The 12,541-nt window shown below is 59.4% G+C and carries 13 protein-coding genes; 4 read left to right on the forward strand and 9 right to left on the reverse strand.

Annotated elements, in window-relative coordinates:
- Positions 1-38: 38 nt before the first annotated feature.
- Positions 39-842: an endonuclease/exonuclease/phosphatase family protein gene (locus tag FHX05_RS00370; RefSeq protein ID WP_183870360.1), complete on the forward strand. Its 804-nt coding sequence runs from the start codon at positions 39-41 to the stop codon at positions 840-842.
- A gap of 6 nt (positions 843-848) precedes the next feature.
- On the opposite strand, the gene FHX05_RS00375 is transcribed toward FHX05_RS00370, so the two are convergent.
- Entirely contained in the window at positions 849-1,310 is a 462-nt protein-coding gene (locus FHX05_RS00375; RefSeq protein WP_075852386.1) for an Lrp/AsnC family transcriptional regulator, read from the reverse strand.
- Positions 1,311-1,462: 152 nt separating this feature from the next.
- Between FHX05_RS00375 and ald the strand changes: the two genes are divergently transcribed.
- Positions 1,463-2,581: an alanine dehydrogenase gene (gene ald, locus FHX05_RS00380; RefSeq protein ID WP_112337428.1), complete on the forward strand. Its 1,119-nt coding sequence runs from the start codon at positions 1,463-1,465 to the stop codon at positions 2,579-2,581.
- 17 nt (positions 2,582-2,598) lie between these two features.
- Here ald and FHX05_RS00385 read toward each other — a convergent pair whose 3' ends face one another.
- The 5 genes from FHX05_RS00385 to FHX05_RS00405 all read right to left on the reverse strand — a co-directional run bounded on the left by FHX05_RS00385 (position 2,599) and on the right by FHX05_RS00405 (position 6,458).
- Complete coding sequence (locus FHX05_RS00385; protein WP_183870361.1) at positions 2,599-3,108, reverse strand: DUF1203 domain-containing protein; 510 nt, start codon at positions 3,106-3,108, stop codon at positions 2,599-2,601.
- An 80-nt stretch (positions 3,109-3,188) separates the two neighbouring features.
- Positions 3,189-3,749, reverse strand: a complete 561-nt coding sequence (locus FHX05_RS00390; RefSeq protein ID WP_112610331.1) for a GNAT family N-acetyltransferase — start codon at positions 3,747-3,749, stop codon at positions 3,189-3,191.
- Between the two features lie 8 nt (positions 3,750-3,757).
- Positions 3,758-4,615 (reverse strand): 3-mercaptopyruvate sulfurtransferase, encoded by an 858-nt coding sequence (sseA, locus tag FHX05_RS00395; protein WP_183870362.1) that lies wholly within the window; start codon positions 4,613-4,615, stop codon positions 3,758-3,760.
- 60 nt (positions 4,616-4,675) lie between these two features.
- A complete protein-coding gene (locus FHX05_RS00400) occupies positions 4,676-5,413 on the reverse strand; it encodes an alanyl-tRNA editing protein (RefSeq protein WP_183870363.1) in 738 nt (245 codons plus the stop codon).
- A gap of 4 nt (positions 5,414-5,417) precedes the next feature.
- Positions 5,418-6,458 carry a cysteine synthase A gene (locus FHX05_RS00405; RefSeq protein ID WP_112415176.1) on the reverse strand — a complete coding sequence of 347 codons (1,041 nt, stop codon included), beginning with the start codon at positions 6,456-6,458 and terminating at the stop codon, positions 5,418-5,420.
- 295 nt (positions 6,459-6,753) lie between these two features.
- Between FHX05_RS00405 and FHX05_RS00410 the strand changes: the two genes are divergently transcribed.
- A complete protein-coding gene (locus FHX05_RS00410) occupies positions 6,754-7,584 on the forward strand; it encodes an SDR family NAD(P)-dependent oxidoreductase (protein WP_183870364.1) in 831 nt (276 codons plus the stop codon).
- 3 nt (positions 7,585-7,587) lie between these two features.
- On the opposite strand, the gene FHX05_RS00415 is transcribed toward FHX05_RS00410, so the two are convergent.
- Positions 7,588-9,045, reverse strand: a complete 1,458-nt coding sequence (locus FHX05_RS00415; RefSeq protein WP_183870365.1) for a deoxyribodipyrimidine photo-lyase — start codon at positions 9,043-9,045, stop codon at positions 7,588-7,590.
- 249 nt (positions 9,046-9,294) lie between these two features.
- Between FHX05_RS00415 and FHX05_RS00420 the strand changes: the two genes are divergently transcribed.
- Positions 9,295-10,407, forward strand: coding sequence for a sn-glycerol-3-phosphate import ATP-binding protein UgpC (locus FHX05_RS00420; RefSeq protein ID WP_112610111.1), 1,113 nt, complete (start codon positions 9,295-9,297; stop codon positions 10,405-10,407).
- Positions 10,408-10,692: 285 nt separating this feature from the next.
- Here the strand turns inward: FHX05_RS00420 and FHX05_RS00425 are convergent, their stop codons facing one another.
- A complete protein-coding gene (locus FHX05_RS00425; RefSeq protein ID WP_183870366.1) occupies positions 10,693-11,607 on the reverse strand; it encodes an ABC transporter permease subunit in 915 nt (304 codons plus the stop codon).
- A gap of 7 nt (positions 11,608-11,614) precedes the next feature.
- On the reverse strand, positions 11,615-12,499 hold the full coding sequence (locus FHX05_RS00430; RefSeq protein ID WP_112337420.1) for a sugar ABC transporter permease: 885 nt from the start codon (positions 12,497-12,499) through the stop codon (positions 11,615-11,617).
- Positions 12,500-12,541: the final 42 nt, after the last annotated feature.

Below are 12,541 nucleotides of genomic sequence, written 5' to 3' on the forward strand. Positions count from 1 at the left end.
TGCTGCGATCGGCGATGTGACTATGAGAGGTGCAGGATATGCGTATCGTTTCATTGAATGCATGGGGCGGCCGGCTGCATGAGCCGCTAATCCCCTATCTCGTTGATATCGATGCGGATGTTCTGTTCCTACAGGAAATGGTTCGCACGCAGGGAGCGGACGCCGATTGGCTGGTCTATCGCGATCACGGCATCGAGCTCCCGCAGCGCGCCAATCTTTTCGAGGAACTGAAGGCTGCTTTGCCAGCTTACGATGCTTTCTTTCTCCCCGTAGCGCGAGGCGATCTTTTCGATGGGGACCGGCGATTCGATTCCGAGTTCGGACTGGCAACATTCGTGCGCCGGACCTATCCGATCATCGGCCAGGCAGCCGGCTTCGTTCATGGTGAATTCTCGGCCGATGGCTATGGGCCTCATCCGCGTTCGCGCAATGCCCATTGCATCCGCCTGTTCGACTATGAGCGCGGCTATCCCATCACCATTGCGCATATGCACGGCCTGCGGGATCTCGAAGGCAAGGGCGATACGCCGGCCCGACGCCATCAGGCGTATGCGCTGGTCGAGATCATTCGCCAGGTTCGGCAAGAGGGCGACCGGCTGGTCGTTTGCGGTGACTTCAACGTGTTGCCGGATAGCGAGACCTTCAAGATCCTCGGCAGCCTGGGTCTTGTCGATCTCGTCACTTCACGGGGACATGACGACACGCGCACCTCGCATTACAAGAAGCAGCCGCGTTTTGCCGACTACATGCTGGTGACTTCGAATGTCGAGGTCATCCGTTTCGATCCTGTAGCCGAGCCCGAGGTGTCCGATCATCGCGCATTGCTGCTGGATATGCGCTGACGAAGATCACAGGCCCACATTCGGCCGGTCGATGATCTCGCGCAGCGCGAAGCTCGAATTGATCTTCACGACGTGCGGCAGGGCCGAGAGCCAGTCGCGATGGATGCGCTCGTAGTCCTCGAGGTCGCGCGCGGCGACGCGCAATATGTAATCGTATTCGCCCGACATGAGGTAGCAAGACAGCACATTGGGGCAGCGCTTCACCGCCGTTTCGAATTCCGAAAGCGTCTTGGCGAACTGGCCTGACAGCGAGATGTGCACGAAGGCGATCATCTTGTAATCAAGCGCCTTGTGCGAGAGATGCGCGTGATAGCCGTCGATGACGCCGCTCTTTTCCAGGATATCGAGCCGCCGCGAACAGGCCGAGGGCGAAAGACCGACCTTCTCGGCCAGTTCCGCATTGGTGATCCTGGCGTTCTGCTGCAGCATCCGAAGAATCGAATGATCTATGGCGTCTAGGTCGGACATTCGAAGATCTTTCGAAAAAACTCCTGTTCACGCAATAAATCACGAAAAATGGCTGCAGCGCAAATCGTCTTTGCAAGGACATTGCGGGGCGGTGGTGGTCTGATTTCAGTTGGAGAAAATGAAAGACGCAACAGCATTCGAGGAGGAATGAAATGCGCGTTGGTTGCCCGAAGGAAATCAAGAATCACGAGTACCGCGTCGGCCTGACGCCGGCATCCGTTCGCGAATATATCGCCCATGGCCATGAAGTCTGGGTCGAGACGAAGGCTGGCGCCGGCATCGGCGCCGATGATCACGCCTATGCGGCCGCCGGCGCCAAAATCGCCCCGAGCGCCAAGGATATTTTCGAGAAGTGCGACATGATCGTGAAGGTCAAGGAGCCGCAGCCCTCGGAGTGGGCGCAACTCCGTGACGGACAGCTTCTTTACACCTATCTGCATCTCGCGCCCGATCCGGAACAGACCAAGGGGCTGCTCGCATCCGGCGTTACAGCCGTTGCCTATGAAACCGTGACAGACGAGCGCGGCGGCCTGCCGCTGCTGGCGCCGATGTCGGAGGTTGCTGGCCGTCTCTCAATCCAGGCGGGTGCGACAGCTCTGCAAAAGGCCAATGGCGGGCTTGGCATCCTGCTCGGCGGCGTGCCGGGGGTGCTGCCGGCCAAGGTGACGATTATCGGCGGCGGTGTCGTCGGCCTGCATGCGGCCAAGATGGCGGCCGGGCTCGGCGCCGATGTCAGCATCCTCGATCGTTCGCTCCCGCGCCTGCGCCAGCTTGACGATATCTTCAACGGCCGCGTCCATACCCGTTATTCCAGCATCCAGGCACTGGAAGAAGAGGTCTTTTCCGCCGATCTCGTCATTGGTGCCGTGCTGATCCCCGGTGCTGCCGCGCCGAAGCTGGTCACGCGCGAAATGCTGTCGGGCATGAAGCAGGGTTCCGTTATCGTCGACGTCGCCATCGACCAGGGCGGCTGTTTCGAGACCTCTCATGCGACGACGCATTCCGATCCGACCTATGTGGTGGAAGGTGTCGTGCATTATTGCGTCGCCAACATGCCGGGTGCGGTTCCTGTTACTTCCGCCCATGCCTTGAACAACGCCACGATCTATCACGGCCTCGCTTTGGCCGATCGTGGCTTGCGCGCTATTGCGGAAGACAAGCACCTCCGCAATGGCCTCAACGTCCATAAGGGCCGCATCACCAACAAGGCGGTAGCCGAAGCGCTCGGTTATGAAGCCGTTGCGCCGGAAAGCATTCTGAACGTCGCGTAAAGCCCATCACGCGTACGTCAGATGGAGGCGCCGGCATCCGCGTATGCCGGCGCTCCTATTTTGTCGATCCGGCATTGGTAGCAATTGTTGCGCGCCGAGCGGACATGGACATAGGCAATGTCCGGGCGCTCAAACAGCGAGGCCGCATAAACAGCAATATCGCCAGTCGGCGTCACTGCACCAGTCCCGTAGACGATGCGGTCGCTCCTGCCATAGCCACGCACGATGAAATCCCGGCTGCTCGCCAGCACAGGGGGCAGGATCTCTTCCGCCTCGTAGCGCAGGCACGGCGTCTTATGCAGGAAGATCGGACCTGTTTCTGCATAGGGCTGCAGTTCAGGGAAGGGGCGATAGGCGAAGACGAGCAGCTCTTCGCCGGCATCGATATTGCGCAGGCAGTGACGGCAGGGATAGCCCGGACCATCGGAAATCATGGTCTCCGGCTGGTGACCGTAGGCATCCACGCCGCCGCTCCAAAGAGCTTCGGCGTCCGAGGTAGGCATGGCTGCAAAAGCGATGGAAGGCATGGCAAAGCTCCTTTCGAGATCTGCCATGTGATGCTCTTAAACAAAGCGCGAAACCACCCGATTCCTGCCATCTCGAAGAGTCAGCCTTTCTTCGCGAGCTCCAGCAGTTCCTTGTCGCTCAAGGGCCGAACGATGCCTTCTCCGGTCGAGATCGGCGAGAAGCCGAACATCTGGTAGAGCTGCAATGCCCTGGGATGATCGAGATTGTTCGTCGTTGTCACGATGCGTTGCGGGTTCAACGTCCAGATGGCGTAGAGCGACTGCAGCAGGAACCATTTGCCGATGCCGAGGCCGAGCGCGTTTTCGATGAGCCCGAAATGGCTGAGCTCGATCGTGTCCTCGTCCTGCCGGAAATATTCGAAGAATCCACCCGGAGCGCCGTTAACGTAAAGCACACTGATATCGTTGCGCTGGTCGTGAAGAACAGCGGTCAGCTGCTCGTCAGAGAGGCGCAGACGCTCCACCCAGTGCCAGCGGGCGCCGACCTGGCGATAGAGATAGCGATAGAAGGGCAGCGGGATGCCGGGCGCCCGCATGATCGCGGTCTGGATATTGACCGGCACCGGCAAGCTTGTCTTGGGCGGAGCGGTCATTTCTAGGCGGGTGATGTGAACCTTGATGGACGAGGGCGTCTTCACGATCGGCATGCTCAATCTTGACCGGTGACGATGGGTGTATCTTCCCGGCTGCCCCATTCCGACCAGGAGCCGTCATAGAGCTTGTTGTCGCCATGGCCGAGGGATTCGAGCGCCAGCGTGATGATGGCAGCCGTAATACCGGAGCCGCAGGTCGTCACCACGGGCTTTTCGAGATCTATGCCGGCCTTCTCGATGGTTTCCCTTAATTCCGGCAGCGACTTGAACTTGCCGTTCGTGGCGAAGACGCCCGATGGCAGGCTTCTGGCTCCCGGCATATGACCCGAGCGCATGCCTTGGCGCGGCTCAGGCTCGGTTGCTGCAAAACGGCCGCTACTGCGGGCATCGGCGATCTGCAGCGAACGGCTGTCGACGATTTCTCGCATCTCGTCGAGCGAGACGACGCGGCTGGCGTTGAACTTCGGCTTGAACGTTGCGGGCGCAAAGGCAGGCGTCGCCGTCTCCAGTGGCCGCCCTTCGGCCTTCCAGCCATCCAGACCGCCATCGAGCACGAAGACGTTTGGGGCGCCCATGACGATATGGAACAGCCACCAGACGCGCGGGGAGGCGAACAGGCCCGGACCGTCATAGATGACGATGCGGTCGTTTTCGCTGATACCGAGCTTGCCGACTTCCGCGGCGAAAAACTCGGGCGAGGGGACCATATGCGGCAGGTTGGTCGAATGATCCGCAATCTTGTCCTGGTCGAAGCGGATGGCGCCGGGAATATGGCCGCTGGCATATTCGGCATCGGCATCGCGCTTCTGCGCCGGCAGATAAAAGGATGCATCGAGGATGCGCAGGTTCTTGGCGCCCAGCTCGCTCTGCAGCCAGTCGGCGGATACGACGAAACGGCTCTTGTCCGCTGCCATGATGATCACTCCCTGCTTTGGTTTATTGGTCTTGATATCGAGATATAGGCGCTTACCCGGTCAATTCTCGTTGGTCGGTGGGCCGAAACGAATGCGGAAGCGGCGGTTTTCCTTGCCCTTCTTCTCGATCTTGGCGATATGGATCGCGCCGACCTCCTGCGTTTCCGACACATGCGTGCCGCCGCAAGGCTGGCTGTCGACGGCCGAATCCTCGCCGATGCAGACGAGACTGACGCGGCCAAGGCCCATCGGCGGGCGCACATTCTTGGATTTGACGATGCCCGGATTGGCGATCAGCTCCTCGTCGGTAATCCAGCGGACGAAGACGGGATGGTTCTCATTAACGAGCGCCATCATCTTCGCCGTCACTTCATCCTTGTCGATCGTCTCGCTCATGTCGAAATCGACCCGGCTCTCATCCTCGCCGACCGCCGCGCCCGTGATCGGATAGGGGCAGACCACCGAGAGGAGATGGCAGGCCGTATGCATGCGCATCAGCTTGTAGCGGCGCGCCCAGTCGATATGCAGCACCAGCTTCTCACCGACGATGGGCAAGGGCTGATTTTCGAGCGGGACATGAATGATGATGTCCTTGATCGGCCCATGCTTCGTTTGACCGAGCATGATCCTCGAGCCGTCGCCGCGCTCGAGGAAACCGGTATCGCCAGGCTGACCGCCCGAAGTCGCATAAAAACAGGTCTGATCGAGCTCGATGCCCCCGTCTTCGTGGATCGCGGTAACGACTGCTTCGGCCGTCGATAGATAGAAATCGTCACGATAGAGGGCATGGACGGTCATATGGTCACGCTGTTGTTTCGTAGGGGACGGCAATTTCAGTCCGCTTTTCCAAGTAGCCCGGCAGCGGCAGGCCCTTCGACTTCAGGAAGTCCGGATTGAAGAGCTTGGATTGATAGCGATTGCCGTAATCGCACAGGATGGTCACGATCGTATGTCCGGGGCCGAGATCCCTGGCGAGACGAACCGCGCCGGCAATATTGATGGCAGTCGAGCCGCCTAGGCACAGGCCCTCGTATTCGACCAGATCGAAGACGTAGGGAAGCGCTTCGGCATCGGTGACCTGATAGGCGAAATCGGGCGTGAAACCCTCCAGGTTCGCCGTGATGCGGCCTTGGCCGATGCCTTCGGTGATCGAAGAGCCGGAGGATTTCAGCTCGCCGTTCTTGTAGAATTCATAAAGGGCGGCACCTTCGGGGTCGGCAATACCGATCTTGATGTCCTTGTTAAAGGCATGCAGCCCCATAGCGACGCCGGCGAGCGTGCCGCCGGAACCGACCGAGCAGATGAAGCCGTCAATCTTGCCATCGGTATCGTACCAGATTTCTTTGGCCGTCGTCTCGATATGGGCCTGACGGTTGGCAACGTTGTCGAACTGGTTTGCCCAGATCGCGCCGTTAGGCTCGGTCTTTGCGAGCTGTTCGGCCAGCCGGCCGGAGACCTTCACGTAGTTGTTCGGGTTCTTGTAGGGGACAGCGGGAACTTCCACCAGTTCGGCCCCGAGCAGTTTCAATGCATCCTTCTTTTCCTGGCTCTGTGTCTCAGGAATGACGATGACGGTGCGGTAGCCGAGTGCCTTGGCAACCAGCGTCAGGCCGATGCCGGTATTGCCGGCCGTGCCCTCGACGATGACGCCGCCCGGCCTCAGCAGCCCCTTCTTCTCGGCGTCGCGGATGATGTAGAGCGCGGCGCGATCCTTCACCGATTGACCGGGATTGAGAAATTCGGCCTTGCCGAGAATGGTCGAGCCCGTCGCCTCGGAGGCGCCCTTGAGCTTGATCAACGGCGTATTGCCAATTGCTTCGAGGACGGACGGATGGACGGTCATTGGAATCTGCCTTCTGTTCGCAACTACTGTAAGAACGGTCTTTTCCCTTCACAAGGCGGGATAGGCAAGAAATTCTGTTCCTTGCTATCTATTCGCCTCGCAAAATTCGACTTGGCGGGCGTCTCGACCTCCCTCTTTCATCCAGGTCTTCGGTCTCCAATTGGTGACATTGTTTTCCCGATGACGCCCTTAGTCTGGCCGAAAGCGGCCACAATGATGCGCTATTTCTAAAATGCCACGGACGGCCGCAGTTCAAGCGTTTGATGTAGGCGGCCGCCAGCCAAGGAGAAGAGCCATGAGCCCGTTCATCGCACGTCCTGAACACGGAGTCGTCTGGATTACCGGCGCCAGTTCCGGTATCGGCCGCGCGCTCGCGCTGAAGCTGGCAGAAGAAGGCTACAAGGTCGCCGTTACGGCGCGCAGCCACGACAAGCTTCTGGCGCTGCAGGCCGAGGCAAGCGCGCTTGCAGGCGGCATTGTCGTGCTCGACGGCGATGTGACCGATACAGAGGACATGGAGCACACAGTTGCGGCAATTGAATATCAGCACGGCCCCATTGCCCTGGCGGTTCTGAACGCCGGCGTCTATTTGCCGGCACGGGGCGAAGATCTTAATCACGAAGTGTTCGAACGCAGTTTTGCCGTCAATCTTCACGGTGTCGTCAATTGTCTCGTTCCGGCGGTGCGGCATATGCGGGCGCGGGGATACGGCCAAGTTGCCCTTGTCTCATCCGTCGCCGGTTATGGCGGACTTCCCGGCGGTGCGGCTTACGGAGCCAGCAAGGCCGCGCTGATCAACATGGCGGAAAGCCTGAACTTCGAGCTCGATCGCATGGGCATCCGCATCCAGCTCATCACCCCGGGCTATGTCGACACGCCGTTGACGGCTCAAAATAAGTTCGACATGCCTGAGATCGTGTCGGCACAGCAGGCGGCGGATGCGATCGCCGCCGGGTTGAAATCACCATCCTTCGACATCAGTTTCCCAAAGAGCATGGTCTATCGGGCAAAGCTGCTGAAGTTTCTGCCCTATAGCCTGTATTTCAAAGTGCTCAGGTATTTTTTGGGGAGCGGCAGCAAGCGCCGGCCGGCCGGGCCGCATATCACGGCGCATCCAGCGGAATAGCGCCTATCCATCATCTTTAAGCGATGCGTGCGCGGCGAGCGCACGCTGCCGCGCCGTGGCATGATCGACGATGGGACGGGGGTAGTGTTTGCCGAGTTCTATTCCTGAACGCTTGAGCACGTCATCAGGCGCCTCGAACGGCCGGTGGATATATTTGTTGTCGAGCTTGGAGAGCTCCGGCACGAAAGTTCGGACATAGCCGCCATCCGGATCGAATTTCTCGCCCTGCAGCACCGGATTGAAGATGCGGAAGAAGGGTGAAGCATCGGCGCCGGAGCCTGCCACCCACTGCCAGTTCGCGGTATTGGCGGCCGGATCGGCATCGACGAGCGTGTCGCGAAACCAGGCTTCGCCTTCGCGCCAGTCGATCAGCAGATCCTTGATCAGGAAAGATGCCGCGATCATGCGAACGCGATTGTGCATCCAGCCATGGCGCCACAGCTGCCGCATGCCGGCATCGACGATCGGATAACCTGTCTGCCCATGCTGCCAGCTTGCCAGCAGCTTGGCATCCGATAGCCAGGGAAAATCATCGTAGCGATCGTTCCAGTTGGCTGTCCGGAGCTTTGGGAAATGAAAGAGCTGATGATAGCAGAACTCCCGCCAGACAAGCTCCTTGCGAAAGCGAACGATATCATCGTTCGGGATCTTGCCGGATAGTCCGCGTGTTGCGTGCCACATACGGGCAGGTGAAATCTCTCCGAGCGCCAGATGTGGCGAGAGCAGGGAGGTTGCCGGTTTGTCCGGAAAGTCACGGCTGACCGCATAGTTATTAAGCGCGCCGTTGACGAAGTCTTCCAGCTTATCGAGAGCCGCCGCTTCGCCTGGCGTCCAAATGTCCACGAACTCGGATGCCCAGTTCGGCTTTGTGGGCAGCAGCGACCAAGCATCAAGAGAGTCCGATTGCGGCCAGCGGTGGGGCGCAAGAAGCCTTCGGGGCGCCTCGATCGGAAACGGCGGCTCGCCGGATTGCTCGAATGCGCGCCAGAACGGCGTGTAAGTCTTGTAATGGTTACCGGTTCCCGTGCGCAGGCGCGTGGGTTCGTGCAGCAGCTGACCGGCAAAGCTGTTGGCCTCGATGCCCTTGCTCCGCAAAGCCTTCTTGATTTGGGTGTCCACCTCGATACCGGCCGGATCGTATCGACGGTTCCAGACGACGGCTTCGGCCCCGGTTTCGTCAATGAGTTTTTTAAGCACCGTCAGGGCATCGCCCTGGCGAAGAATGAGCTTGTTCCCAACTGCATCAAGAGCGGTTTGCAGGGCAGCGAGCGAATGATGCAGCCACCATTCCTGTGCTCCGCCAAGTGGGCCACGCGCCGCTACGCCTGGCTCGCGAATATAGACGGGAATTAGAGGGCGGCTCGATGTTGCCGCCGACTGCAGCGCGTGGTTGTCGTCCAGGCGGAGATCCTTGCGAAACCATAGCAGGATGGGGTTCGGCTCTTTTATCGCTGTTGTCATGGTCCTGGCCGATCGGTCATCCTCTATTGCTTCTCGCATGCCTTTTGGCTGCGGAAACCCTTATACGACGCAGACCGTCGAATGGTTTCACTACCACGCGTTACATAAGCGAATGCCACACGCAACTCTCGTAGGGAAAACTCGATCTCCTTTGTGGTATAAGGAATGCTTGTCACTGTTCTGTAATGCAAATTCGCTAGCAGTCCACCCGATTGACGTGCCGAGAATGGACAGGCGGGGAAGATTAAAATGGCGGAAATCCGCATCGAACAAGTTCGCAAGGCCTATGGACGCAATCCGGTCGTTCATGGCGTCGACCTGAATTTCCGATCGGGCGAATTTGTCGTCATCCTCGGACCTTCCGGCTGTGGCAAGTCCACCCTGCTGCGCATGATCGCCGGTCTTGAGGATATCACCTCGGGCGAAATCAGCATTGACGGCAAGGTGGTCAACCAGCTCGAGCCGCGCGAGCGCGGCTGCGCCATGGTCTTCCAGAACTACGCGCTCTATCCGCACATGGATGTCGCAGCCAACATGGGCTATGCGCTCAAGGTCGCCGGCGTGCCGCGCGCCGAGCGTGACCGCCGCATCAGGGAAACCGCCAAGATCGTCGGCCTCGAAGATTTCCTGGCACGCAAGCCGGCCGAGCTTTCCGGCGGTCAGCGCCAGCGCGTCGCCATGGGCCGCGCCATCATCCGCGAGCCGAAGGTCTTCCTATTCGACGAACCGCTTTCCAACCTCGATGCCAAGCTGCGCGTGCAGATGCGCGTCGAAATCCGCCGCCTGCACAAGCGCCTGTCGGCAACGTCGGTCTTCGTGACGCATGATCAGGTCGAGGCCATGACGCTCGCCGACAAGCTCGTCGTCATGTACAAGGGCAATGTCGAGCAGGTCGGCACGCCGCTCGAGGTCTACAACACGCCGCGCACCCGTTTCGTCGGCTCCTTCATCGGCTCCCCGGCCATGAATTTCCTGGAAGGCACTTTCGCGGCCAATGGCGAGCAATTCATCTTCGACGGCATTCCGATCGCCATCGACGCCAACATCGGCAAGCGCCATGCCGGCCAGCCGGTCGCCCTCGGCCTCCGGCCGGAACATGCACGCCTCGTTCCTGCCGGCACGCCCGGTGCTATCCCGGCAACGGTCGATTTCGTCGAAGAACTCGGTGCTGGCCGTGTCATCCATTGCGATATCAACGGTTCGAGCTTCGCCGTCGCCGTTGCCGATCATACGACAGGCCAGACCGGTCAGTCGGTTGCGCTGGAACTGCCGCAGCAGCACACGCACCTCTTCGCCCAGGATACCGGGCTGCGGCTCGACGCCGTTGCTTCGGTCACGCCGCTGAAGGTGCTGGCGAGCTGATTTCAAACATAAGTTTTCAGTAGGTATAGCCCGGAAGTTTTCCCGACTTCCGGGCTTTTTATGTGTCGGAGGTCGACGGAGCTTGCCGATCGCAAACCTGCTCAGAAGCGCTCGCTCCAATGAACATCACTTGGCTGCGATTATGGAGATGAAGCCGGAGCTAGGCGTGGCAAAGCATCGGATGGAAGCCATCCGATGCTTTGTGGAGATTTGATCTGTTGCGCAGCGGGAGAAGAGGTCTTCAAAGGGCCCCGCGCCGAGCAATGCGACGCGGCGGGTAGAATATCACTTTTCCGTAGCGATCATGCCGCGAACGACCCAACGCTGCATCAGCACGACGACGGCAAGCGGTGGAATCATAATGATCAGCGTGCCAGCCATTGCGATATGCCACTCCGGAAGGCCGCCAAAGTTCGGGATGAGTGACTTAAGCTCGTGAACAGCCGTTACGTGGGCGGGATCGGTGGTTACCAACAACGGCCACAGATACTGGTTCCAGGCCCAGAGGAACATGATGGTGCCGAGCGCGGCCATATTGGTGCGCGACAGCGGCAGCAGGATGTCGACGAAGAAGCGCAATGCCCCCGCGCCGTCCATTCGCGCGGCTTCAGCCAACTCGTCCGGTATCGTCAGGAAGAATTGGCGGTAAAGAAAGGTGCCAGTCGCCGTCGCGACCAACGGCAGGATAAGGCCGATCGAGGAGTTGAGTAGCCCGAGGTTCAGCGAGACTTCGATACCCGTAAGCTTTGCGATGAGCCAGGTGATGCCGGTGATGTCGAGAATTCCCTGGAAGGGCGACATGACGTTCGCTGCGACCGCATAGGTCGGCACGATACGCACTTCAAGCGGCAGCATGAGCGTTATGAAGATGAGCCAGAAAATGAAATGGCGGCCCGGATAGCGGAAATAGACCAGGGAAAAGGCCGTTATCGCCGAAATGAGCACTTTGCCCACCGCAACACCGGTGGCGAAGATCAGGCTGTTCAGCAGCTTGGGACCGAGACCGGCGGTCGTCCATGCCGTCTGCATGTTGACCCAGAAATCCGAGCCGGGGATCAGCGACATCGGCACTTTGTTGACGTCGGTGATGTTATGCGACGCGGCAATGGCGACGATGGCCAGCGGGCCTACAGCGACGATGAATCCAAGCAGCAGGATCAGGTGGGTGAAGAAATTAAGGATGGGGGTGCGCTCGACCATGTCAGCCTCAACGATAATGCACGCGCTTCTCGATGAAGCGGAACTGGAAGATGGTAAGCAGGACGATCAGCAGCATGAGAATGATGCTCTGCGCCGCCGCACCGGAAAAATCGAGGCCTTTGAAGCCGTCCGAATAGATCTTGTAGACCATGAGGTTGGTCGAGTTGTGCGGGCCGCCCGATGTCATGATGTCGACGATGCCGAATGAATCCTGGAAGCTTTCGGTGATGTTGATGACGAGCAGGAAGAAGATCGTCGGCGTGATCAATGGGAACTGGATGTCCCAGAAGCGGCGGAGCACGCCGGAGCCGTCCATGGCGGACGCCTCGATGAGCGCGCGTGGAATGGCCTGGAAAGCGGCGAGGAAGAAGATGAAGCTGTAGCCGATATATTTCCACGAGAAGGCGGCGATGACGCAGGCCATGGCGGCGTTGCCGTCAAGACCCGGGTCCCATATTCCCGGCCACCACTGATTGACCACGGCCATGAGTCCTGCTTCCGGCGCCAGAATGAACCGGAAGGCCATCGCCGATGCGGGGGCAGCAATACCGTAAGGCCAGATCAGGACTACGCGATAGATTTTCGAGCCGCGCAGCTGCCGATCGGTCAGCGCAGCGAGGATCAGCCCGCCTGCCATGGAAATACTTGTGCTGATGGCAGCGAAGATGATGCTGATCGTGACCGAGTTCCAGTAATCGGAGCTGGCGAGAATGGATTTGAAATTATCGAGGCCGACCCAGATATTGCCGCCACCCCAGGGCTGCTGCAGCGTCAAGGACCAGAAGACCGCCTGACCCGCCGGCCAATAGAAAAAGGTGAAGATAAGTAGCAACTGCGGCACTGCGAACAGGATGCCGACGCTCCATTTGTTGAAAGTTACTCGCTTTTCCATTGTCTCTACCGGCTTGAGATCTCGATGCCACGCTTGCCTTCA

Origin of the sequence: Rhizobium sp. BK491 (assembly GCF_014194925.1) — a bacterium.
Taxonomy (GTDB): domain Bacteria; phylum Pseudomonadota; class Alphaproteobacteria; order Rhizobiales; family Rhizobiaceae; genus Rhizobium.

Excerpts from the sequence above, each read along its gene's own strand:
- FHX05_RS00420 (WP_112610111.1), top strand. The coding sequence starts at position 9,295 with ATGGCGGAAATCCGCATCGAACAAGTTCGCAAGGCCTATGGACGCAAT.
- FHX05_RS00400 (WP_183870363.1), bottom strand. The coding sequence starts at position 5,413 with ATGACCGTCCATGCCCTCTATCGTGACGATTTCTATCTATCGACGGCC.
- FHX05_RS00385 (WP_183870361.1), bottom strand. The coding sequence starts at position 3,108 with ATGCCTTCCATCGCTTTTGCAGCCATGCCTACCTCGGACGCCGAAGCT.
- FHX05_RS00370 (WP_183870360.1), top strand. The coding sequence starts at position 39 with ATGCGTATCGTTTCATTGAATGCATGGGGCGGCCGGCTGCATGAGCCG.
- FHX05_RS00425 (WP_183870366.1), bottom strand. The coding sequence starts at position 11,607 with ATGGTCGAGCGCACCCCCATCCTTAATTTCTTCACCCACCTGATCCTG.
- sseA (WP_183870362.1), bottom strand. The coding sequence starts at position 4,615 with ATGGCAGCGGACAAGAGCCGTTTCGTCGTATCCGCCGACTGGCTGCAG.
- FHX05_RS00430 (WP_112337420.1), bottom strand. The coding sequence starts at position 12,499 with ATGGAAAAGCGAGTAACTTTCAACAAATGGAGCGTCGGCATCCTGTTC.
- FHX05_RS00375 (WP_075852386.1), bottom strand. The coding sequence starts at position 1,310 with ATGTCCGACCTAGACGCCATAGATCATTCGATTCTTCGGATGCTGCAG.
- ald (WP_112337428.1), top strand. The coding sequence starts at position 1,463 with ATGCGCGTTGGTTGCCCGAAGGAAATCAAGAATCACGAGTACCGCGTC.
- FHX05_RS00405 (WP_112415176.1), bottom strand. The coding sequence starts at position 6,458 with ATGACCGTCCATCCGTCCGTCCTCGAAGCAATTGGCAATACGCCGTTG.
- FHX05_RS00410 (WP_183870364.1), top strand. The coding sequence starts at position 6,754 with ATGAGCCCGTTCATCGCACGTCCTGAACACGGAGTCGTCTGGATTACC.
- FHX05_RS00415 (WP_183870365.1), bottom strand. The coding sequence starts at position 9,045 with ATGACAACAGCGATAAAAGAGCCGAACCCCATCCTGCTATGGTTTCGC.